General features: G+C 37.9%; 20 protein-coding genes and 1 pseudogene. 13 read left to right on the top strand and 8 right to left on the bottom strand.

Going from position 1 to position 24,091, the window contains the following annotated elements; all coding sequences use genetic code 11:
• Positions 1 to 144 precede the first annotated feature (144 nt).
• The gene (locus tag FJR04_RS12910) at positions 145 to 540 is read left to right on the top strand and encodes a pentapeptide repeat-containing protein (protein WP_168495330.1); all 396 of its coding nucleotides are present in this window, start codon (positions 145 to 147) and stop codon (positions 538 to 540) included.
• Between the two features lie 175 nt (positions 541 to 715).
• On the opposite strand, the gene FJR04_RS12905 is transcribed toward FJR04_RS12910, so the two are convergent.
• From FJR04_RS12905 to FJR04_RS12895, 3 genes are all read right to left on the bottom strand, one after another.
• Complete coding sequence (locus FJR04_RS12905; RefSeq protein WP_174763539.1) at positions 716 to 2,044, bottom strand: ATP-grasp enzyme; 1,329 nt, start codon at positions 2,042 to 2,044, stop codon at positions 716 to 718.
• Between the two features lie 114 nt (positions 2,045 to 2,158).
• Positions 2,159 to 2,992: an O-methyltransferase gene (locus FJR04_RS12900; protein WP_168495328.1), complete on the bottom strand. Its 834-nt coding sequence runs from the start codon at positions 2,990 to 2,992 to the stop codon at positions 2,159 to 2,161.
• 5 nt (positions 2,993 to 2,997) lie between these two features.
• Positions 2,998 to 4,362, bottom strand: coding sequence for a sedoheptulose 7-phosphate cyclase (locus FJR04_RS12895; RefSeq protein WP_168495326.1), 1,365 nt, complete (start codon positions 4,360 to 4,362; stop codon positions 2,998 to 3,000).
• Between the two features lie 612 nt (positions 4,363 to 4,974).
• Here FJR04_RS12895 and FJR04_RS12890 point away from each other — a divergent pair.
• Complete coding sequence (locus FJR04_RS12890; protein ID WP_168495324.1) at positions 4,975 to 6,567, top strand: glycoside hydrolase family 57 protein; 1,593 nt, start codon at positions 4,975 to 4,977, stop codon at positions 6,565 to 6,567.
• 85 nt (positions 6,568 to 6,652) lie between these two features.
• Here the strand turns inward: FJR04_RS12890 and FJR04_RS12885 are convergent, their stop codons facing one another.
• Positions 6,653 to 6,880 (bottom strand): photosystem II protein, Psb35-related, encoded by a 228-nt coding sequence (locus FJR04_RS12885; RefSeq protein ID WP_168495322.1) that lies wholly within the window; start codon positions 6,878 to 6,880, stop codon positions 6,653 to 6,655.
• 220 nt (positions 6,881 to 7,100) lie between these two features.
• Here FJR04_RS12885 and FJR04_RS12880 point away from each other — a divergent pair, with 220 nt between their 5' ends.
• From FJR04_RS12880 to FJR04_RS12855, 6 genes are all read left to right on the top strand, one after another.
• A complete protein-coding gene (locus FJR04_RS12880) occupies positions 7,101 to 7,769 on the top strand; it encodes a ribonuclease (protein ID WP_168495320.1) in 669 nt (222 codons plus the stop codon).
• A gap of 311 nt (positions 7,770 to 8,080) precedes the next feature.
• Complete coding sequence (leuC, locus tag FJR04_RS12875; protein ID WP_168495318.1) at positions 8,081 to 9,484, top strand: 3-isopropylmalate dehydratase large subunit; 1,404 nt, start codon at positions 8,081 to 8,083, stop codon at positions 9,482 to 9,484.
• Positions 9,485 to 9,591: 107 nt separating this feature from the next.
• Positions 9,592 to 10,200 (top strand): 3-isopropylmalate dehydratase small subunit, encoded by a 609-nt coding sequence (gene leuD / locus FJR04_RS12870; protein ID WP_168495316.1) that lies wholly within the window; start codon positions 9,592 to 9,594, stop codon positions 10,198 to 10,200.
• A 67-nt stretch (positions 10,201 to 10,267) separates the two neighbouring features.
• Positions 10,268 to 10,735, top strand: a complete 468-nt coding sequence (locus FJR04_RS12865) for an EVE domain-containing protein (RefSeq protein WP_305765062.1) — start codon at positions 10,268 to 10,270, stop codon at positions 10,733 to 10,735.
• A 136-nt stretch (positions 10,736 to 10,871) separates the two neighbouring features.
• Positions 10,872 to 12,134 carry a YcjF family protein gene (locus FJR04_RS12860; protein ID WP_168495314.1) on the top strand — a complete coding sequence of 421 codons (1,263 nt, stop codon included), beginning with the start codon at positions 10,872 to 10,874 and terminating at the stop codon, positions 12,132 to 12,134.
• Between the two features lie 118 nt (positions 12,135 to 12,252).
• Complete coding sequence (locus FJR04_RS12855; protein WP_168495312.1) at positions 12,253 to 12,702, top strand: thioesterase family protein; 450 nt, start codon at positions 12,253 to 12,255, stop codon at positions 12,700 to 12,702.
• 168 nt (positions 12,703 to 12,870) lie between these two features.
• On the opposite strand, the gene FJR04_RS12850 is transcribed toward FJR04_RS12855, so the two are convergent.
• The 3 genes from FJR04_RS12850 to menA are packed head-to-tail and all read right to left on the bottom strand — an operon-like array spanning position 12,871 to position 16,057.
• Positions 12,871 to 14,196, bottom strand: coding sequence for a 2-succinylbenzoate--CoA ligase (locus FJR04_RS12850; RefSeq protein WP_168495310.1), 1,326 nt, complete (start codon positions 14,194 to 14,196; stop codon positions 12,871 to 12,873).
• On the bottom strand, positions 14,181 to 15,158 hold the full coding sequence (locus FJR04_RS12845; protein WP_168495308.1) for an o-succinylbenzoate synthase: 978 nt from the start codon (positions 15,156 to 15,158) through the stop codon (positions 14,181 to 14,183). The genes FJR04_RS12850 and FJR04_RS12845 overlap by 16 nt, the downstream gene beginning before the upstream one ends.
• Positions 15,158 to 16,057, bottom strand: a complete 900-nt coding sequence (gene menA, locus FJR04_RS12840) for a 2-carboxy-1,4-naphthoquinone phytyltransferase (RefSeq protein ID WP_168495306.1) — start codon at positions 16,055 to 16,057, stop codon at positions 15,158 to 15,160. Before menA ends, FJR04_RS12845 begins: the two co-directional genes overlap by 1 nt.
• A gap of 301 nt (positions 16,058 to 16,358) precedes the next feature.
• Between menA and FJR04_RS12835 the strand changes: the two genes are divergently transcribed.
• The 3 genes from FJR04_RS12835 to patX all read left to right on the top strand — a co-directional run bounded on the left by FJR04_RS12835 (position 16,359) and on the right by patX (position 19,973).
• Positions 16,359 to 17,774, top strand: coding sequence for an isochorismate synthase MenF (locus tag FJR04_RS12835; RefSeq protein ID WP_168495304.1), 1,416 nt, complete (start codon positions 16,359 to 16,361; stop codon positions 17,772 to 17,774).
• Positions 17,775 to 17,895: 121 nt separating this feature from the next.
• Positions 17,896 to 19,644, top strand: coding sequence for an FAD-dependent oxidoreductase (locus tag FJR04_RS12830; protein ID WP_168495302.1), 1,749 nt, complete (start codon positions 17,896 to 17,898; stop codon positions 19,642 to 19,644).
• A 101-nt stretch (positions 19,645 to 19,745) separates the two neighbouring features.
• Positions 19,746 to 19,973 carry a heterocyst-inhibiting protein PatX gene (patX, locus tag FJR04_RS12825; protein WP_168495300.1) on the top strand — a complete coding sequence of 76 codons (228 nt, stop codon included), beginning with the start codon at positions 19,746 to 19,748 and terminating at the stop codon, positions 19,971 to 19,973.
• Between the two features lie 498 nt (positions 19,974 to 20,471).
• On the opposite strand, the gene FJR04_RS12820 is transcribed toward patX, so the two are convergent.
• On the bottom strand, positions 20,472 to 21,533 hold the full coding sequence (locus FJR04_RS12820) for a class I SAM-dependent methyltransferase (RefSeq protein ID WP_168495298.1): 1,062 nt from the start codon (positions 21,531 to 21,533) through the stop codon (positions 20,472 to 20,474).
• A gap of 133 nt (positions 21,534 to 21,666) precedes the next feature.
• Between FJR04_RS12820 and FJR04_RS12815 the strand changes: the two genes are divergently transcribed.
• Together FJR04_RS12815 and FJR04_RS12810 are read left to right on the top strand one after the other, a co-directional pair.
• Positions 21,667 to 22,911: an inorganic phosphate transporter gene (locus tag FJR04_RS12815; RefSeq protein WP_168495296.1), complete on the top strand. Its 1,245-nt coding sequence runs from the start codon at positions 21,667 to 21,669 to the stop codon at positions 22,909 to 22,911.
• A 392-nt stretch (positions 22,912 to 23,303) separates the two neighbouring features.
• A pseudogene (locus FJR04_RS12810) lies at positions 23,304 to 24,091 on the top strand (hypothetical protein); the annotation flags it as partial.

The following is a 24,091-nucleotide window of genomic DNA, read 5'->3' as shown; positions in this document are numbered from 1 at the left end:
TGAGGAACTTGTGAGGAAACACAAAAACCCTAAAAACAAACTTATGTGAACAAGAAATTTATTTTCCGGCTGATTGGTTATATGATCAGGTTGGGTAGTCCCATAAAACTCTAGAAAAATTTAAATAAATTGTGAGGCTGTTCTATGCCTGAAGTGAATTTTCAACAGCCGATTAATAGTGCTGGTAGAATCGTAGAAGAATATGCAGTGGGAAAACGAGACTTTGAAAAAGCAGAATTAGCAGAGGCTAATTTACAAAATTTGGACTTGAAAGGCGCTGATTTTAGCTATGCGGATTTGAGTACAGCTAACCTCAGCGGTACTAATCTGCGTGGCTGTGATTTGAGTTTCGCTGATTTAAGTGAGGCTAATTTAGAAAATGCAGACTTGCGAGGTTCTATGTTGTTCTCCGCGAATTTGCGTAATGCTAATTTACAGGGGACACATTTAGAAAAAGCTGATTGCGATCGCAATACCCATTTTCCCACAAATTTTGACATGGTTCAAGCAGGTCTAAACATGAGTGATGAACCAGTATAGATACTGATGCGGCTTGATTAGCCGCTTATTTTTATACTAGTACCGCAGGGCGGAATTAAAAATTAAAAAAGCAGATTACACAGCTTCTTGAGAATTCTTAATGGTTGATTTACGCTGTTGTGTACTAGTATTTTTAGAAACAGCTTCCTCAAAAAGATGAAATTAAATTAGTCTTTTAATCGCCACCTAATTCCACTAACTTACCAATATTGAAATCTATTTTTACCCAACCTTTTAATTTTACAAGATTTTGGAGTAATAATAAAGTAATTTGCCAATGATGAACCATCAAAAATGGTAAAGGATCATCTCCTTGGAAAATAGCATCTGTACCTTGAGTAATTTTATTTATCCATGCTTTGAATTGACTAAAAGAACGAATACCTGTAAATCTCCAAAGTTCATGATATAACCAATAAGTTGGTTTACTTGTTAGTAAAGGTTCTATATGTGGTTGATTTTCACTAGGTTTTAAATAAGCATCTGCTAACTCTGGATGATTATAAAACATAGTAATTGCGGTGTGAGTGCGGGGGTTACACTCAATGGGGTAAACTTTACCATCTTTTGTTTGAATAAAATCAAAGGAAATTTGTCCAGTTAAGTTTAATGATTTGACAAAAGTTTGAACCCATTGAAATATTTCCGGGTTATCAATTTGTTCATAATTAATTTGAAAAGGAGAAGATTTAGAACAGCAATGTAAACGAATTTCTCCATTTCTGACGGTGCTGTGAGTACAATATTCTTGTCCTGTCACAAATTCTTGCATTACCCAAGGTCTTTCTTCACTAATTGGTAAGTTTTTTAGATAACTTTCCATTCCTTCAAAGGGTAACTTTGTCATATCTAATCGAGTCACAGAATCATATTTAATGCTTTTGAGTAAATAGCGACTATCATCTTGATTAAAGTCAAAATTGAGGATTTGTGACGGGGAAGTAATCAAAAATGCTTTTGGTGCTGTTAAACCTAAATCCCTTGCTTGATCACATAAACTAAATTTATCATCTAATGTTTTTGTTGTCTCTGCATCAAAATGAAATACTTCACAATGGGAAGATAAGATTGGTTTTACTAAGGAGTCGTAATAACTCGCGACTGGACTAGAAACAGGAATAAATACATCTATATTTTCTGATTTAACAATATCTAATAATCCTTGAAAATAGCCATTTGCATCTTTTTCTGGCGCGGGTACTGTGAAAAATTTTGTCACTGCGTTAGAAAATTGATGTCCTGATAACCAATATTTATGAGTTTCTACCATAAATACTTTATGTCCAGCACGATGAAAAGAACGCGCAAGTTGTAAAGATTTAGTCATTTTTCCTCCAGTTAAGAGGATGTTTTTGGGATTTTCACAAATAACCTTTTTCTGAAACGGAAGGGTGATGAAATTAATAATTAAAGAAATGAGGACAATAATTAGATTAATAGGTAAAATCAAAGAAAGTAAAAGCAGAGTTCCCAGAGTTTTAAATAGAGAAATAATCAAATTCATGATTTTGTGGTAAATAGAATTATGTCGGTTGGGTTGACGGATGTTACCCAAAATTATGTAATATTGGTAGATTGTTGGGTTGCGCTTTCGCTTAACCCAACCTACAATTTTGTGTTATTTACGTTTGATGATTGTTAAACCATCTCGTAAGGGTAAAATGACTTGTTCAACTCTTGAATCTGCGGCTACAATTTGATTGAATTGGGCGATCGCTTCTCCGTTAGCTGTTCTCTTCGCTGGGGCTAAATAGGGTTGTCCTTGGAGGAGGGTATTATCTACACAAATAAACCCATTCTCAGCCAAAACTCCCTGATCTAAGAGCAAATTGAAATAATCAACATACTCTTTTTTATCAGCATCTATGAAGACTAAATCAAAGGTTTTTCCTGCATTTGCTAATTCTTGTAATGTTTCTAAAGCAGGAGCAACTTTAACGCTGATTTTACTACCGTGGGGAGAAGTTTGAAAACATTGTTGAGCAAAATCGGCCACATAATCATCCACTTCACAGGCAATAATAACACCATCTGCGGGTAAAGCTTCCGCCATAGCTAAAGCAGAATATCCCGTAAACATTCCTATTTCTAGAATGCGTTTAGCTTTAGTCATGGACACAAACATTTTTAAAGTTTGTCCTTCAATGTGTCCAGAAAGCATTTCTTGTTCTAACTGACGAACTGTTTCTCCATCAGAAAACCTCTGACTCCAATCTTCAGAAGCTGTTTTCTGTGCTAAAGCTGCTAAAGCTGGAGATTCATTTGTTGTATTTTCATCCAAATAAGGATCAATACCAGATGCTAATTCATAGACTTTTTGTAGAGAAGCTGCAAGTTCAGAAGAGACATTTTCCTGCTTGGCTATTTTCAAAATTGTTTCTAGTTCTTCAACTAAAATACCCAAGGGAGTAACCGGTCTAGGAGTAATTGATTTCACTAAAATTTCAGTCATTTTTATTATTTCAAACCCAAATCACTAAGATACATTTCCACACCTGCACCGTGATTAGGTAAATTACCACATACAGCTTTATGTTCTGTTACAGCAGCTTCGAGTAATTCTGGAGGAACTTCTTGAATATAGTCACAAGCACCGATACCACCTCTAGGAACAGGGGCCCAAAGTCCACCTTCTCCACGCTTGCGACGCATATTTTTTTGACCTTCAATCATCACATCCATATCTTCGAGAATAGGATGATAAACAGTTAAACCAAGAGACTGACATAATGCAATAATGCGATCGCGTTCTTCTGGTTTTAACCAATTCATTTTTACTGCTAAGGTTGCACCAAAAGCCATCCCAGTCGTTACAGCGTGGCCGTGCATCATTTTCACCGCAGGTTCAAAGCGCGGACTCCAAGTATGTCCATAAGCATGGGGACGATCTTGATAAGTCTCAAACATATTTGTTCCCTCATGCTTCATATAAGAGAACAATGCGCGATAAATAATGTCGTCCGCAATTTCTGCTAACTCCTCATCTTCTCCCAAAGTTGCAAAATGAGTTTCTATTAAACGTGGTCCGTATTTTTCCAACAATTCAAACAAAACAGCATCGTCAGTAATGGCCATTTTAATAATTTCTGCTATCCCATTCCGGATATGACCAGTACCTAAAGTCCGGAAGAAACTTCGATCAACTAAAGTGAGTACAGGAGGATGATAAGCTCCAATACTATTCTTGAACTGCTTACCGTTGGTACAGGTACGAGGTGAAGGACCTGCATCAATAGCTGCGACTACAGTTGTCCCTACCATAATATAAGGAGTGCGTCGGTGTTGTAAAGCACAAGCTAAACCAGCCACATCGCTGAGAACACCACCACCAATAATTAGTACAGGTTCACTGCGAGAAACATCACAACCATCTTTTCCTAAAAACTCTAAAATGTGATGAACTGTTTCGGGGGTTTTATCTGCTTCCCAAGCCCGAAAAGCCATCATTTTCAAGGGGATTTCATGAGCATCAAAATACTTACGAATTTGCTCACCATATAACTCATTAACTGTCTGGTCAATAACTGCTACACAACGACCACGACTGTTATAAATATTAGCTAAAGTCTCATTTGCTGGCTGAAACACTCCTTCTACAACTTTCACTTCTGCCTTGAGAGTAAAAGTAGCAGAAACCTCAAAAGAACGACCATCTTTTTTATGTGCTATTTCTCCTGAACCTTTGTACCAAGATGATGTTAGATACTTTTCCCCATGAGTGAGTCTAATTGTATTGGTTTCTGTCGCACTGGTCATATTTTCCGAATCTACTAGTAATTTATCTGTAATTCCTGGGGTTGGTAATATGCTTTGTGGACTCATTTTAAATGCCTTTTTCTGATTGTTGATATTTGCGAAAATGGAATAAAAAAAGTTATGCTCCTTAAATAAATTGATTTAAACAGGGCTTCTTTTTGACAAAATCACCAAGATTAACTAATACTTGAAACTTCACCGCATGGTCTTTAGTAACCAGTCGGCTGGATTACAGATTTACTCTTAACCTTCATCAAGAAAGTAAAGAAAAATTAAGTTTTCTAATCTTGAGTGGTCGTGCGTGAGTAAATACTTAGTTTTTATTAATGATCTTTACAAAGAGTAACACTTTGTCGTCACTGATCGTTTATCTAAAGTTTATGTATTAATTAAATTAATCAAAAACCTTTCCGCTGCAAATAATTTGATTAGATTTAGTGATTTAAATACTTGTCAAAAAAAATATATTATGGTAGTGGGAATAGCGAAAAAAAGATATTGTAGTGAAAACGAGCGAAAAAAGTAAAGCCAGGTACTTTGCACCCAGTTATGACAACTATCTGCTGCTAGATTGTCTGTTCTAATAAAACTTCTTTCATAATCCCGATATCATCTTAAAATATTCTTAATTTCTGCCTAATTCTCGACTTTCAATTTACAAATCACCCAAGAACTATTATGGCTATAGGCTACGTCGCGCTTGTACTTCACGCACACCTGCCCTTCGTTCGTCACCCAGGAAGTGACTATGTGCTAGAAGAAGAATGGCTGTATGAAGCAATTACTGAAACTTACATTCCTTTATTAAAAGTATTTGAAGGCTTAAAGCGAGACGGCATCGACTTTAAACTCACAATGAGTATGACTCCGCCCTTGGTGTCAATGCTCCGTGACCCTCTCTTGCAAGAACGATATGATGCCCATTTGTCACAGCTAGAAGAGCTTATAGAATTAGAAGCCGAGCGCAATATCCATAATGGTCATGTTCGTTATTTAGCGGAACATTATGCAACTGAGTTTAATGAAGCGCGGGAATTATGGGAACGTTATAACGGTGATTTAGTTACAGCATTTAAAGAGTTTCAAGATAGTAATAACTTAGAAATTATTACCTGTGGTGCTACTCACGGTTACTTACCATTAATGAAAATGTATCCCCAAGCTGTTTGGGCGCAAATTCAGGTAGCTTGTGAACATTATGAGGAAACTTTTGGACAACCTCCTAGAGGCATTTGGTTGCCAGAATGTGCCTATTATGAAGGTGTGGAGCGAATGCTGGCTGATGCTGGTTTACGTTATTTCCTCACTGATGGACATGGCATTTTATACGCTCGTCCCCGTCCTCGCTTCGGTAGCTATGCCCCTATTTTCACTGAACCCGGTGTAGCAGCTTTTGGTCGAGATCATGAATCTTCTCAACAAGTATGGTCTTCTGAGGTAGGTTATCCTGGTGCAGCCGAATATCGGGAATTTTATAAAGATTTGGGTTGGGAAGCTGAATATGAATATATTAAGCCCTATATTATGCCAAATGGCCAGAGGAAAAATACAGGTATTAAGTATCATAAAATCACTGGTAGGGGCTTAGGTCTTTCTGATAAAGCCCTATATGATCCTTATTGGGCAAAGGAAAAGACAGCCGAACACGCTGCTAACTTCATGTATAATCGTGAGCAGCAAGTTGGGCATTTACACGATATTATGGGTCGTCCACCAATTATTGTTTCTCCTTATGACGCGGAGTTATTTGGTCATTGGTGGTATGAGGGTCCTTGGTTTATTGATTACCTGTTCCGTAAGTCATGGTATGACCAAAAAACTTATGAAATGACCCATTTAGCCGATTATTTACGAGCTAATCCTACTCAACAAGTTTGTCGTCCTTCTCAGTCCAGTTGGGGCTTTAAGGGTTTCCATGAATATTGGTTGAATGATACTAATGCTTGGGTTTATCCACATTTGCACAAAGCTGCGGAACGGATGATTGAAATTTCCCAAATAGAAGCGGAAGATGAGTTACAGGAAAAAGCACTTAACCAAGCAGCGCGAGAATTGCTGTTAGCACAATCTTCTGACTGGGCGTTTATTATGCGGACAGGAACAATGGTTCCCTATGCGGTGAGAAGAACGCGATCGCATTTAATGCGTTTTAATAAACTGTATGAAGATGTGAAAATCGCTAAAGTTGATAGTGGTTGGTTAGAAAAAGTCGAGTCAATGGATAATATTTTCCCCAATATTAACTATCGCGTTTATCGTCCAGCATTTTAATTAGGGAATAGGGAACAAAGCAAAACCCCCAGGATTGTGACTGGGGGTTATTTTTATACACATTTTGTCAAATTGTCGCTAGATCCTATCTGGGTAAGTTGCGGCTGTTATAAGCATCAATAGCATAGGCGGGTGTGCGTTGAGTGTAATCTATATCTAAGCCAGTGATAGATTTAGCCAAAGTTGCAAATTTATCAGAAGCCCAGTTGCGTTCGTGAATGGGCTTGCTTTGTTCACCCATGAAATAAGCTAGAGAACCGATAACGGAAACAGCTACCCAACCAACAACTAATAGAGAAATTAAAATAGCCATTCGAGAACCTCGTTTTTTACTTTTGTAACCTTATGTAAATAAACATAACAGATTGTTAACAGAAGTTGCAAATAATTTTCTGGTGTGTATGCCCCTAAAATAGGTGAGGTATTCCTCACTGTAATATTTTCGTAACAAAACGCACCAACACAAAGAATGGTGAGAAGATCCTATAGGTATATTTTTGTCGGTATTAAACCAGAAGCAAATAATTGGGAATATGCGAATCAAGACTATTTTAGCTATATCTTCATTTTTGATAACTAGCTTAACTATATCTAATAGTGCAATCGCTCAAAATCGGGGGACTCCAGGAAGATTTGATCTTTACGTCCTCGCCCTTTCTTGGTCTCCTGACTATTGTGCAAAAAATGGTCAGCGTGACCAACAACAGTGTAATTCCGGAAAAAAACTGGGTTTTGTTCTGCACGGTTTATGGCCACAATATCAAAAAGGCTATCCTGCTAATTGTTCAACAGAGAAATTAAGCCCAACAATCAAGCAACAATTTCCAGGTTTATATCCCAATGATAAGCTTTATAATCATCAATGGCAAAAACATGGAACTTGTGCGGGAACAACTCCTCAAGGATATTTAGTATTAAGTAAAAAGTTAAAAAGTTCTGTAGCTATTCCCACGGCTTATAATCGCCCGGCTAAACCTTTTCGGACAACAATTCAAGGTTTGAAAAGTACATTTATAAGTGCTAATAGTGAATTAACGGTTAATGGTATAGCGCCTTATTGTTCAGATTCGGGGAGATTTTTGCAAGAAGTGTTTTTTTGCTATTCTAAAGATGGAAAAGCTGGTATTTGTAGCGAAGAGATTTTGAAACGTTCTCGCAGAAGTTGTGGACAAGCAGATTTCTTGGTGAGAAATGTCAGGTAATTTTATTGTCTGAATTAAGATTTCGAGGATTTAAGGATTTTTAAGATGACAATGAATATTAATCAGGACTTACGCACAAGTCACGAAAGAACGTTTGCAAAGTGTGTCGAAGACATACCATGAAGAAACGAACCACGAAGAAACGAAGGACACGAAGATAAAGAGGGTTTCAGAGATATTTTGCGTAGGTCTTATTAATCAACAATTGATAATGTGATCTACTTTTTTAAGTTTGAATGATGAAATTTTAATTCACAAGTGCCATTTTCTGATAAAATCAAAAATCCGACTCCTTTAATATAGATTGATATATGAGCAAAGGTACACTATTTGACAAAGTTTGGGACTTACACACCGTTGGTACACTGCCATCAGGATTAACACAACTATTTATTGGACTACATCTTATTCATGAAGTTACGAGTCCCCAAGCCTTTGCTATGCTTAAAGGAAGGGATTTAAAAGTATTATTCCCAGAAAGAACCATAGCCACAGTAGATCATATCGTTCCCACAGAAAACCAAGCCCGTCCCTTTGTGGATAGTATGGCTGAAGAAATGATCCAGGCATTAGAAAAAAGTTGTCAAGAAAATGACATAACATTTTACAATATTGGTTCAGGAAATCAAGGTATAGTTCACGTCATCGCCCCCGAATTGGGACTAACTCAACCGGGGATGACGATCGCTTGTGGAGATAGCCATACATCAAGTCATGGTGCATTTGGAGCGATCGCCTTTGGTATCGGTACAAGCCAAGTTAGAGACGTACTCGCCTCTCAAACCCTATCATTATCTAAACTCAAAGTCCGCAAAATCGAAGTTAACGGTAACTTAAAACCCGGAGTTTACGCCAAAGACGTAATTTTGCATATTATCCGTACCCTGGGCGTAAAAGGTGGCGTAGGCTACGCTTATGAATTTGCAGGAACAACCTTTGCACAAATGAACATGGAAGAACGGATGACCGTTTGTAACATGGCCATAGAAGGCGGTGCAAGATGCGGATACGTCAACCCTGATCAAATTACCTACGACTACCTAAAAAATAGAGACTTCGCCCCCAAAGGTGCAGACTGGGAAAAAGCCCTGGCTTGGTGGGAATCCCTCAGTAGTCATGCTGATGCCGAATATGATGATGTAGTAGTATTTAATGCCGGAGATATTCCCCCCACCGTTACATGGGGAATTACACCAGGTCAAGGAATAGGCGTAGATGAAAAAGTCCCTACAGCCGCAGAACTCCTAGAAGAAGACCGCTTCATAGCCGAAGAAGCATATAGCTACATGGATCTCTATCCAGGTCAACCCATTCAAGGCACAAAAATTGACGTTTGCTTTATCGGTAGCTGCACCAACGGACGCATAAGCGACCTCAGAGAAGCCGCCAAAATCGCCCAAGGTCGCCAAGTTGCAGCCGGAGTTAAAGCCTTCGTCGTTCCCGGTTCAGAAAGAGTCAAAAAAGAAGCCGAAGCCGAAGGACTAGATAAAATCTTCGTTGCAGCCGGCTTCGAGTGGAGAGAACCAGGCTGTTCCATGTGTTTAGCCATGAACCCCGACAAACTCCAAGGAAGACAAATCAGCGCCTCCTCCTCCAACCGTAACTTCAAAGGAAGACAAGGATCATCCTCCGGTCGTACCCTCCTCATGAGTCCCGCAATGGTAGCTACAGCAGCCATTAAAGGTGAAGTCGCCGACGTGAGGGAACTGCTTTAGGTGACAGGTGACAGGTGACAGGTGACAGTAAGAAGGGAGTAGGGGGAGTAGGGGGAGTAGGGGAGAAAAATATTCTTTTGCAACTGACAACTAACAACTGACAACCAATGGTAAGTGAAGTAAAACAAATATCCGGTAACGCCGTTCCCCTCATTGGTAACGACATAGACACCGACAGAATTATACCCGCCCGCTACTTAAAAGCAGTCACCTTTGACGGCTTAGGAGAAGGGGTATTTATTGACGACAGAAAAGCCTTAAACGGTCAACACCCATTTGACCAAATCCATTATCAAGGCGCGAAAATCCTCATAGCTAACCGCAATTTTGGCTGTGGTTCATCAAGAGAACACGCACCCCAAGCCCTAGCCAAATGGGGAATAAAAGCCCTGATTGGTGAAAGCTTTGCGGAAATATTCTTTGGTAACTGCGTCGCCATGGGGATACCATGCGTAACGGCTGACGCGGAAATAGTTAAACAACTGCAAGAAAGAGCGATCGCTAATCCCCAAGAACCCTTTACCATAAATTTGGAAAAATTGCAAGTGCAAATTGGTGATTTAACAGTTTCAGTTGTCATGAGTGAAGGTACAAGAAGCGCCTTTATTGCCGGAACTTGGGACGCTTGCGGACAGTTAGTAGCGAATGCCCAACAGGTAAAAGCAACAGCAGCGAAATTACCTTACATTGGTTGGGGGAATTTAGCCGCGATTTAGAGGATATCCCGTGAAAAAGTAGAGACGTTCCATGGAACGTCTTTATAGTCATGAAATTAATGATGAGATGAATGCAATTAATTATTGGTTAATGAAGTCAGAACCATCAGTATATAGTATTACTGATTTACAACAACAAGGTAAGACAATTTGGGACGGTGTGCGTAATTATCAAGCACGTAATTTTCTGAGACAAATGCAAATAGGAGATTTAGCATTTTTCTATCATTCTAATGCTGAACCACCGGGTATTTTTGGCTTAATGCGGATAGTGGAAACAGGCATTGCTGACCCGACACAATTTGATATAAATAGTAAATATTATGATGCTAAATCAACCCCTGAATCCCCACGTTGGCAAACAGTAAAGGTGGAATTTGTGGAAGTTTTTAATAATCCCCTTTCACTATCAACACTCAAAGCAAAGTTTAGTGATGATGAATTATTAGTAGTCAAAAAAGGTAATCGTTTATCTATAACTCCTGTAATTGAATCAGTCGGAAGGAGGATTTTAGAAATAGGAAGGAATATTTAAAAAATTGTAGGTTGGGTTAAACGAAGTGAAACCCAACTTTTTATCTTAATTTTAGCCTTATTTTTTGGTCATTAAAATAGTATTATATGTACAATTCCTAAAAATATTCTCTATCAAATTGTAGGGAGTGAAGTTTATGACTGAACAAAGTGATGATAATTCCTGGAAAAAAAAGGTTACAGGAGTTTTTAATCAAGCCACTGGTAAATTAACCCAAATTTTACCTCTAGAACAAGTAACGCAAACTGTAGGACAATGGTTTAGTGTTAGTGATACTCAAGTTGCGGAAATTCTCGCAACTATTCGCGCTGAATTACCAACTACAGAAGCTTTACTTTTAGGAAAACCCCAAGCAGGTAAAAGTTCCATTGTTAGGGGTTTAACTGGAGTATCTGCGGAAATTATCGGACAGGGTTTTCGTCCCCATACCCAAAATACCCAACGTTACGCATATCCCTCCAATGATTTACCATTACTGATTTTTACAGATACAGTCGGGTTAGGAGATGTCAGTCAAGATACTGAAGCAATTATTCAAGAATTAATAGGTGATTTACAACAGGAAACGAATAAAGCTAGAGTGCTGATTATCACTGTCAAAATTAATGATTTTGCAACTGATACTCTCCGACAAATTGCCCAAAAATTACGCCAAAAATATCCAAATATTCCCTGTTTATTGGTGGTAACTTGCTTACATGAAGTTTATCCACCAGAAATTATAAATCATCCTGATTATCCTCCAGATTTTACAGAATTAAACCGCGCATTTATCGCTATTAAAGAAAATTTTGCAGGTTTATATAATAGTGCTATTTTGATTGATTTTACTTTAGAAGAAGATGATTATAATCCCGTATTTTACGGTTTAGAAGCATTACGAGATAATTTAGCGGAACTTCTCCCGGAAGCAGAATCAAAGGCAATTTATCAATTATTAGATCAACAAGCTGGAGAAAAATTAGGTAATATTTATCGAGATGCCGGCAGACGTTATATTTTGCCATTTTCGATTATGGCTGCGACTTTAGCCGCAGTACCTTTACCTTTTGCAACTATGCCAGTTTTAACGACATTGCAAGTATCAATGGTGGGATTATTGGGTAAATTATATGGACAAACTTTAACACCATCTCAAGCTGGGGGTGTTGTGAGTGCGATCGCAGGTGGTTTTTTAGCCCAAGCCGTAGCACGGGAATTAATTAAATTTATCCCTGGTTTTGGTAGCGTTATTGCAGCCTCTTGGGCAGGTGCTTACACATGGTCTTTAGGTGAAGCTGCTTGTGTCTATTTTGGTGATTTAATGGGTGGAAAAAAGCCCGATCCTCAAAAAATTCAAACAGTGATGCAAGAAGCTTTTACAGAGGCAAAAGAACGGTTTAAGGGTATGAAAAATTAACTTATTTTACAATATGATTTTTATGCTAAAATAGTCCTTAAATAAACAAATAAAAGCTAAAGTTAGCTTTGGCCAACTGGGTGGAAAAATTGAACCAGTTTGAGAGGAATTTTAGCAAATGTGTTTTCATTATCATCGAACTGTCAGATTTCAAGATACTGATGCGGCTGGAGTAGTTTACTTTGCCAATGTTTTGGGAATATGCCATGAAGTCTATGAAGAATCATTAGCAAATTCAAACATTAATATCAAAGCTTTTTTTACTAATCCATCTATGGCTTTTCCTATCGTCCATGCAAGTGTTGATTTTTTACGTCCTATGTATTGTGGTGACAATTTAGTAATTAGTTTATCACCTCAAAAAATAGGTTTAGAGAAGTTTGAAATTACCTATAAAATTACCATAGATGAGGTGATAGTTGCAAAGGCAATTACTCGGCACGTTTGTATTGATGTGAGTAGTAGAACTAAGCAGGAATTACCAGATTATATGCACAATTGGTTGGAAACGAACCACAGAGACGCAGAGATCACAGAGAGAAGAAAGTCAAGGGAGGAGGTTATGTAATTTAGGCGTAGGGGCGACAAATTATCCATTTTTATCCAAGGCTATTGTCGAATGCTTCGCCCGTACAGTTCAGGAAGAAAGAATAATAATATGTAATGAAAAGTAAAATATCCCAAAATCTCTTTCTTGTTCCCTTGTTAGTAACGACAATTTTTAATGCCAACCTAATTAATTATTGATCAGAAATTCTTCAGCTATTTGTTGGAGTTGTTGACGGTTAATTTTACCTTGGGCGTTACGAGGTAAGTTTGGTAGGGAAATCCAATATTTGGGAATTTTGAATTTACTAAGTTGATTTTTTAGTTGAGTTTTAATTTCTAAGGAAGAAATATTTTTATTATTAGGAATATAAATAGCGGTTAATGCTTGTCCCCAATGTTTATCAGGTATGCCAATTACACAGATATCAATTACCATCTGAGTTTTCCTAATTGCTGTTTCAATTTCTGTGGGATAAACATTTTCACCACCTGTAATAATTTTATCGCTATTCCGTCCTACTATATGTAAATAGCCTTGATTGTCTAAAAAACCAATATCATCAACTGTAAAATTATCTCTATTTTCCCATATTTGGGGATAATAACCTAAAGCTAAAGATTGACTTTGAATATTTATATTTCCTGATTGATTATCAATCATAATTTGGGCGTGGGGAAGAATTTTTCCACTATTAAATTTACCTTGTAAAAATTCATCAGGTTTGAGGGTGGCAATTTGAGAAGCGGTTTCTGTCATTCCATAGGTAGGCGCTAATCTAATTTGATGAAATCTGGCTTTTTCTAATAATTCATCCCAAGGTGGCGCACCTCCTAAAAGAACAGTAGAAAACTTTGATAACCATTGGGTTAATTCGGGATTTTGGAGGATTATTTGTAATTGGGTAGGAACTAAAGATATAAAAAATTCGGCTGGATTAATATGCGATAATTGTGAAGATGCTAATGTTTTATATGAGGTAATTACTAATTTTCCACCTGTTGTCAAAGAACGGATAAATTGCATTAATCCACTTACATGATAAAGTGGTAATACACAAAAAGAATTAACTGAATTTATCGAAAAATATTCTGTAAAACCTTGCACAGATGCGGTTAATGTTTGCCAAGTATGAATAGCAAATTTAATCTTTCCCGATGAACCACCTGTAGGAATCATGATAGAATTGGGAATTGTAGTTTGGGAATTGCTAATTGGTGATTTTGGCAAGTTATAACTAATTCCTAAAACTATATCTGGTTGAACTAAATTAAAAACTTGTTCCCATTCATCTTGACTCCAATCTGGATTACATAAAAAAACTGGACATTTAGCTGCACAAGCAGCAATAAAACTTGCTAAAAATCTCACTGGTGATTTTTCTGCAATGATGATTTTTGGGTTTGATAATTGAGTGAAGTTTAAATATAATTCTGTTGCTATTTGTGGTAATTCTTGGCTATAATCACAAATTAGCCAATCATGGTTTTGTAAATTATTTAATAGGTTTTCCATAGATTTTCTAGCCAGTTTGATTCTTGCTGTTTAAATAAGTGATTAATTCCAAAACCAACCGCGCGATTATTTGTAGATAGTTCTGCTGCTAATTGTAGTGCGGCTTTTCTACCAATTTCGGTTTCAAATACAGATGAAAATACAACGTCAATTTGATGTTTTTTACAAAATTCCCTTAACCGAGATGGTGAACCAATGATACCCGGTTTAATCACAAAAATTCCGCGCCAACCTTGCTGAAAACAGGATTCTAATTGTTGGAGATTGGCGATCGCTTCATCTAAGGCTATTGGTGTAGAATAGGAATTACTTAGTTTCTGAATTTGTGTAAATTTGTCTGGAGGTAATGGTTGTTCGATAAATTCAATTTTGGGTAAAAATTGATCACACTTTTTTAACCATAATTCTGCTTCTTGATAAGTAAGTCCACCATTAGCATCTAAACGTAATTTTGCTGATCCTGGTAAACTGGAAATTAATAAATCAAATATTTCTAATTCTTGATTTATATAATGAACACCAATTTTCCATTTAAATGTTTTATATCCTTGTTCCCATAAATTACTCCATTGATTTAACGCTGATTTTCCGGATGATAATAAGCCGCTATAAGTATCTGGCGACTGTAAGTCATGGCTACACAAACAAAACCCACCTTCGTGGGTTGAAGAACTTTCTAAGGCTGATTCAAAAGCAAATTGACAAGCTGGTAATTTATCGGGAATTGTGAAAATTATCTCTTTGGTAATTGTTTCTGGGAGTTGATGACAAAAATCTAAAGCTTGTTGGATGGTTTCTGAACCAAACCAAGAAATAGGGGGAATTTCCCCCCAAGTAACGTTATTTTTGTCATCAATCAAGCGGATAATTATGCTTTCTCTAAGTTCCCAAATACCATGATTAGTAATAATGGGATTGGTGAATTTTTGACTAAAGTAACGAAAAGAAAATTGATAACTCATTAACCCAAGATAAATCCTAAGCCTAAAAATAAGCAACTGAGAAAATGAACATTGATAGCGATGAATTTAGAATTACTTACTTTGTCTGGTAGGTTGTGATTTTCTAAGACATGACGACATAATTTAAAGGCAAAAGGTAAACTTAGGAAACTGAGTAATGTCCACATTGGGAAAATATTCAAAACTACAAATAGCAAAGTTAGGGGATAAATACTGATAGTAAACCCAACTAAAACTTTTGCCCCTGTACTTGTTCCTAAACGCACAATAGGCGATCGCTTTCCGGCGGCTATGTCATCTTCAACTTGATGAAAATGGGAGCAGAATAGCACTAAACTGGTAACAATGCCCAAAATTACCGAAGCTGCTAAATTAGTGATAGACCAAGTTTGAGTTTGGCTATAATAGGCTGCACCCATACCCAAGGGGCCAAAGGCAAAAAAGCAGAGAATTTCCCCTAAACCCTGATATCCTAAACGGAAGGGAGGACCTTGGTACATATAGCCCAAACCGCAGCATAGTAAAATTATACCGATCACTGTAGGATCTTTTTGCAAAAAGGCGATCGCCATTATTCCCAACAAACCTAAACCTAAACACAGGTTTCCTATCCAAAACATTAACTTTTTATTACCAGTTAAATTTACCAATGAATGATGTTTATTTTTATCAATTCCTGTTGCAGCATCAAACACATCATTGCTAATATTTTCCCAAGCTAAAATTAAAATCGCCGCAGCAATAAAAACTGAAAATATTGTTGTATTAAAAATCTTTGTTTCTGTAAATGCTACCGCAGAACCTACCCATATAGGCATAATAGCAACACTGTACATTGGCGGTTTAATAGCCGCTATCCATAATTTAGTTGTGGGTGGTGAAATCTGAGTTTGTGTCATCAGTTTTGATGAGTTAAATTAGCAGAACTTTAGTTATCAGTTAAATTTTATAATTTTCCGTGACACTTAATGATGGTAAATTACAAAAAAATTCCCATTTCGTCTTCTCCAGTTTGTCTCCTGATAATAACACCTCAAGGGATGGCCAAAACAGGATAAAGCTTCTCTATCCCCGGAGAAACCCAGAATTAAGACAAGTTTATGCTGGTGAATGGTGACTAAATTATGTTACCTATAGAAATATCACCATGACTTATTACATTTTAGGAAGATAACTTAAGAAAAATTAACTTATACATCCATGACAATTTCACCATGTCGCAGCCACACCTTTGTAGACTATAAATACCTCAATCAATTACTGTTAGAGGTTCAGGAAAATTGCCGCCGCAACAATAGCAGTCAAATTGTCAGTATCCCCTTGGAAATTGGCTTAATTGATCCTTTGTTGATTTTAGATAAATTCAATCAGGAAAATTCCCTAAACTTTTATTTTGAAAATAGAAGTAATGGTGAAGCAATAGCAGCAATGGGAACATTAGATAAATTAGAAATTTTTGGTCAAGACAGATTTATAAAATCAGAAGAGTTTATCAAAAATTGTCTCAATAACATTATTACTATTTCTCACCAAGATCAAATTTTTTCATCTCCGCGATTCTTTTGTACTTTCAGCTTTTTCGATCAACACAAAAAAGTCAATTATCCATTTCCCTGTGCCACAGTTTTTTTACCTTCTTGGCAAGTAACTCTCAAAAATAATTGTTGCACATTAGTAATGAACACAATTATCAATTCCACTATTAACATTACCAAAATATTAGATGATTTAGAACACCATTTAGAAATTATTAAATTCTTGAATAATTGTTCCCTAAATATTGATAATTTACCTTTAAATTTATATACAAAAATAACTAAAAATGCTGATAAATTCCCAGCTTCCGTTGCCTCAGTATTAGAAATAATCCAATCTAATTATCTGAGTAAAATTGTTTTAGCGGATACCTTAGATGTCAGTGGCAATCATGATTTTAATTTACTACAATCTTTAAATAACCTGCGGCAACTACATCCTAACTGCTATATATTTTCTACAAGTAACGGTAAAGGGCAAAACTTTATTGGCGCTAGTCCAGAACGGTTAATTAGTATTCACAAACAACATTTAATTACTGATGCTTTAGCAGGTTCAGCCCCCAGAGGTAAAACACCTAAAGAAGATGCCACAAATGCTAACAATTTAATAAACAATACTAAAGAAAAACATGAACATAAATTTGTCCTTGATTTTATTACTTACAATCTATCCCAACTAGGTTTATTACCCCAAGTTTTAGCCCCAAGACTACGACAATTATCTAACATCCAACATTTATGGACACCAATCAGTGCTGTAGTTCCTAACAACATTCACCCTTTACAAATTGTGGCTAAACTACATCCTACACCAGCAGTAGCAGGTGCAGCCAGAGATATTGCTTGTACAGAAATTCGCCGTTATGAAAATTTTGAAAGAGGTTTATATGCCGCACCGTTAGGTTGGGTAGACGGAGAAGGAAATTGTGAATTCATTGTCGGAATTCGTTCAGCTTTAATTAATGGTAATTATGCTAGACTTTATGCGGGCGCAGGCATTGTTGCTGGTTCAGATCCTCAAAAAGAATTTGCAGAAGTGCAACTTAAATTGCAAGCATTATTAAAAGCATTAGTTTAAATATAGTGATCCTATTTGAGTTGAGAACTTATCTGTAAGGGAATAGGGAATAGGGAATAGGGAATAGGGAATAGGGAACAGAAAGTATTGTATTCATTAATCATTTAGGATTGCTATTACGATGAATCAAATCTACACAACCGATGTCTTAGTTGTCGGTGGAGGCACTGGCGGAACTGCTGCGGCTATCCAAGCAGCGCGAAGGGGGGTAAAAACCGTCCTTGTGAGTGAATTTACCTGGCTAGGAGGAATGTTAACCTCTGCCGGCGTATCAGTACCAGACGGAAACGAATTACAAGCTTTTCAAACCGGGTTATGGGGTGCTTTTTTACAGGAATTGCAACGTAGACAACCAGGAGGATTAGATCATAGTTGGGTGAGCTTTTTCAGTTATGATCCGCGTATAGGCGCAGAAATATTTGCTGATTGGGTGAGAGAATTGCCTAATCTCCAATGGATTTCGGGAAAAGTACCTTTAGAGGTTTTACGAACACAAGACTGTATCACAGGTGTACGCTTTGCAGATTTCACAGTTAACGCCAAAATAATTCTTGATGGCACAGAATTAGGAGACTTATTAGCTTTAGGGGAAGTACCTTATCGTTGGGGCTGGGAATTACAGTCAGAATGGGGAGAACCCAGCGCCCCAGCACAGTTTAATGCCCTTACCCAAACATATCCAGTGCAAGCACCAACATGGGTAGTAGTAATGCAAGATTATGGGGAAAATATCGCCGCAGCCATTCCCCCAGCCCCCAACTACAATCCATCCCAGTTTACAGGAGCTTGGGATAACTATGGGACAGAAAAATTTTTGAACTATGGGCGCTTGCCAGCAGATAGATTTATGATTAACTGGCCTATAGCGGGCAACGATTACTGCCAAAATGCCAATCGGTTGGTAGAATCAGGGGTGAAAAAGCGCGAATTTGTGCAAGAATGTTGTTGGCACAGTCAGAACTTTGCCCATTACATTCAAACTCAGTTTGGTAGGCGTTATGGATTAGCAGAAAACCTTTTTCCTCATGCTAATACCGCTTTTGCCCTCCATCCCTATTATCGGGAAAGTCGCCGCCTAGTAGGTTTGAAAACTGTTTTTGAACAGGATATCTTGCTTTCAGCAAACAGTAACACAGCATCACCATTTCATGATGCAGTAGCTGTCGGAAACTATGCCAATGATCACCATTATCCTGGTGTTGAGTTTTCACTGCAACCAAAATCTATCCGTTGGGGTGGAAGATGGACAGGAACGCCCTTCACTATCCCTTATCGCTCGTTGATTCCTGCCACTACAGATGGTTTGCTAGTCTGTGAGAAAAACATTTCCGTTTCCCACATTGCGAATGGGGCTACCAGACTTCAACCTGTAGTCATGGGAATTGGTCAAGCCGCAGGTATGGCAGCTTCTCTTTGTGTTGTGTTAGAATGTCAGCCCAGGGATTTGCCTGTAAAGACTTTGCAGGCTGCATTACTAACAGATGACTATGCACCCACGGCAATTGTTCCTCTGTTTAACTTATTAACTAATCATCCCGATTGGTTGCACTGGCAAACTTATTATTTAGACCACCCAGAAGCTTATCCAACTAGTGGTTATTGTCCTGGTATTTTGGTTGAGGAAGATAATAAATTAAACCTTAACTACTTTATTGGCAAATTTCAACGGCTGGATCAGCAAAACTACCAATTTAATATTATAGAAAACACCAATTTAACTAAGACAAATTGGCAGCTTGTAACGTTGCGATCGCATATAGATGAAGCACTACAAGCTTTTCCCCCAGAAACAATGCTCAAAATTTGGGGGCGGCCAAATCTGTCTGGAAATTGGTTACTTGTTGAGCATCTTGAAGAAGTATCAAATTAACTTTTATTCAGTAAAATACAATACTTTTTCGCAAATTTTCCGGACAGACATATCAAAGTTAAGTATTAGTGAAGTAGAGAGTTCTAAAATAGACATCTACTATGCGTGCTGCCATTTCACTTTTAGTATCGAGTCTGGTATTTGGCTCCTTAGCTTTTAACTGCGAAGCAGTACAGACTCGTTTTTCCCTGCTGTTGATGGCTAAGTCTGATTCCCAGCAACTACTCGCTGATAACCCGAAACCTAGCCCTAATCAACCAGAAAAGCCCAATCCTCATCGAGGTAGTGGTCGTAGAGGTTTGGATGGATATCTTGGTAATGCGGTTTAAGTTATTTAAACTTTGGAGGATCATTCCTACCAAGCCAAAAATGATATTACCGGATTATTGGATATTTCAGATCCTAGATACCACTTCTTGAATTGAGACGACATAGACAGTTACAGCACTACACTTGTTTGATTCATCGTTCAAAAGTTTTCTTTCGCTGACACTAGATATAGATAGTTACAGCACTATATCTCTGCTCAGTCCTATGGCTATTGCGTCACCACGCAAGCTATCAGTATTTCAATTTCTCTGCCACAAACATAAACAGTTACAGCACTTCATCTCTCGAAAATTGTTCAGTATTTCATCAAAACATCCGGTAATTATTCAAACTGTAAGTGTATTGGTGACTAGATCACTAATACACTTACTAAAAACCGCCTTTAGTAATCGCTTCTCGTATACATTAGGCATGAATCAGTAGGAATAATCACCGGAATTAAGGGAAAAGAGAACTTTTGTTTGAAGTTATTAACCTTCATTTTGAATTGTGAATTTCTAGTAACTGGGCTTGTGAGCAACCAAATATTTGCTCAGAAAGTGGACTTGGGTTTCTATCCGCTCAAATCCAGCCTTTTCTAACCGTTCTACCAAATCATCTGTACTGTAATGCTGGTAATAAGGTTCATGAAAAGTCTGGGAAAAGTTGTTGACTGCTAACTCCATTTCCGGCGCATCATTTACCTGAATAGAATCACAGATGATCAAAATTCCCCCTGGTTTTGTCACCCGAAAACATTCTTCCATGACAGTTTGACGAACTGGGGCTGGTAACTCATGAAAAAGGAAAACACAAGTCATAGCATGAAAATAATCATCTCGATAGGGCAATTCTTCCGCATTACCTTGGATGAGTTGCGGTAATTCTCCAGGAATTTGCAATAATAGTTCATTTGCTTTTTGCAAATAAGCCGGGGATAAATCTATACCAAACAAAGATACTTGAGGCAAAGCTGCTCTAATTAACTTCAGCGTTCGTCCAGTACCACAAGCAACATCTATGACTCGGAGTTGTCCTTGGGGGATATGGTCAAAAGCTGCTAGTTGAGATTTGAGAGGAGAGAGAATGCGTCTTCGCATAGCATCAGTTGAGCCACCAAAGAGAATTTCTACCTGTAAGTCATATAAATTGGCTGACAGTTCACTCAAATAGCCATCTGTTTGGTAATGGAAATTCTGTAAATAGTAGTTGGGATAGATATCTGTGGCTATTTCCTGGGAAAAATCTTGATATCTACGGTTTTTAATTCGTTCCCAAATATTGGGTAGGTCTAACCATACTAATGGATAGTAGCGGAAGAAATCTTCCCAAGGATTATCAAATAATAAATTTTGGGGATATACACCTGTTTGAGCATCTTGCCAGTCTGTTTCCCATAACTGATTCAATCTGTCTTGGAGTTGTGTGATCAATTCCTTGGAAAGGGGCGCGACATCTGGCTGGAGTGATGGATAGAGCAGGTTTCTAATTTGTGTACTTAGGGTTTTGTGAGCAAAACCAAAGTAATTCTTACCTTGTTGAAAGGTTTGATAGCTTAACTTGGTGAAAATGTCAGACATAAATAAAATTAAGTTTTGTTAACCACTTTGTCGAGCTTTCTAGCTTGCACTAATTTTTGTAACCAAAAAAATGGAAAATAGAAAGCATTCATAGCAACTTTTACCTCTGGTAGAAGTATAAATGGTTTATTTGATGGAAATACAAACTGCGATAGTAGCCTTCTTAGCCTTCTATCTAGCCTGGAATTTGGGTGCAAATGATGTTGCTAATGCCATGGGAACTTCAGTCGGTTCTAAGGCGATTACCCTCAAGCAGGCAATCATTATGGCTGGGGTATTAGAGTTTCTGGGTGCTGTTTTGTTTGGGCAAGAGGTGACATCTACCATTGGCACAAAAATCGCTAACCCAGCTTTATTTGCGAATGCACCACAAACTTTAGTGATGGGGATGATTACGGTATTGCTGACGGGTGGAATATGGCTACAAATTGCCACATCCAGAGGTTTACCCATATCATCGTCTCATGCCATTGTGGGAGCGATCGCGGGCTTTAGTTGGGTAGCTTTAGGAATAGAAGCAATAGATTGGTCATCCATTGGTTTAATTACCATCGGTTGGATTTTAACACCATTAATTAGTGGGGCGATTGCTGCTGGTTTTTATAGTTTGATTCAACGCTGGATTTTTAACCAACCTGATCCTCTATCACAGTTACAGGAATGGATTCCTTGGTTAAGTACATTACTATTAAGTGTATTTGGAATTATCGTTCTCCCAAAATTCACTCAACCTCTGAGCCAGTTTTTACTAGAACAGAGGAATTTTCCGATTCCCTCCCATGACATTACCCTATTCATAGGGGGTATAGCCGCCATCAGCCTCACCTTGATTAGTTGGCGACAATTAGCAAATAGTCAAATTGAAAATCAAATTCAAGGTTTATTTGCTAAATTTCAAGTTCTGAGTGCAGGATTCGTGGCCTTTGCCCATGGTTCTAATGATGTTGGTAATGCGATCGCCCCCCTAGCAGTCATTTCCTACATCAATCAACAAGGTAAAGTCCCCAGTGATCAACTCACCATTCCCTTGTGGATTCTAGTTCTGGGTGCGATGGGAATTGTGGCAGGTTTGGCAGTTTGGGGTAAAAAGGTCATCGCTACCATTGGCGAAAATATTATTTCCTTAGAACCTAGTAGTGGATTTTGTGCCGAACTGGCCACCGCCAGCACAATTTTACTAGCTTCCCGTTTAGGTTTACCTGTTTCCACCTCTCACGCCCTTGTCGGTGGAGTTGTGGGTATTGGACTGGTACAAAATATGCGATCAATCCAATTTTCCACTATCCAAAATATCGCAGCCGCCTGGTTAATTACAGTCCCCATCAGTGCCGCTCTCAGTGCTGCCATTTTTAGCATCATGGCAATTGTTTGGCAATAAATGAATTAAATGCTTGAATTTTGTTATATCTTCTCTAGCCAGAGAGGATTTTTGCATAAATTCTGCCCATTAATTACAATGATCTATAGAAAGAGACATAATTGATAGTCTCTCATCATCATGGCAACTATATAAGTAAGATACATTCCACACTGATTTGGTGCTTGTAGTTAGGTAGTCATCTATAAAGCTGTCACAATGATTATTCCCTAACGAAAAAATAGGTAATAGTTTTGTATAGGTTAATTAAATTTATAAGTTCGGTGAAATTGTGCAGTTTCCTGTCTTTTCTCAAGGAAACTTAGTATAAGTGTTGTTCGCGCAGCATACCGTAGACAATCCGGTATCCGGAGCAGCTACTTGATCATCAAGGTGTTAGAGGCTAGAAACTGATGGGGCGATTTGAGAAACGACCAGAAAACCCACGTATTAGAGGTGAGCTATCCAGAGCCGCTGAAAATGCCCTATGGGACGTTGTTGAGGATTTAGAAAATCTTCAACAAAATCTGTTGAGGTCGTTGCAGGAAGATGTCAAACGGCTCGAAACTGAAAAAAACCGATTATCTAACGACATTCAAAAGTTAATTGAGGAAAAGGAACAGTTACAGCAATCACGGCAAATCACGGAACAGCAAGTGTTAATCCGTCAATTAGCAGAAGTTTTAGCCAAGCATATATCTTCCCAATTACAGTCCTCACTAAAAACTTTAGCTACCCAAGCAGTAGAGCATGAACCGGCTGATCGAGTTGCGCTCAAAGATGCTCAATTAAGTAATAATGCGGCTAGTGAAATCAATCAGAATGTCAATAACATGATAGACACCCTGGATGATACTGTCACGGTTGCGTTTAGTTCACTATTACAAGAACTCAAAAACTATCAAGGTGATCTTTCTCAGCAGTTGTCGCGGATGTATAGCCAACAACAACAAGGGGAAGCGATATTAGCAGAGTTTGTTAATCGTCTGCGAGGTGAATTAGAAAAAAATAGAGACACAAACTCTCTGAAGGTAGTAACAGGTGGCGCACCTACAGTTTTACAACTGGCTGAAAGTCATCAAAATGGGACTGCGGACAAATCTCCCAAAAAAATCGTTGTGGAATCGCTGTCTTTAGTTCCTCACGAATCACCACAGGCTGATTCTACATCGGCAGCAATGGGAGTTATCTTCTCTCCACC

This window comes from Anabaena sp. UHCC 0204, from assembly GCF_009711975.1.
Classification (GTDB): domain Bacteria; phylum Cyanobacteriota; class Cyanobacteriia; order Cyanobacteriales; family Nostocaceae; genus Dolichospermum.
The sequence above is the reverse complement of the archived record's forward strand: the minus strand, read 5'-3'. Positions and strand labels throughout refer to the sequence as shown.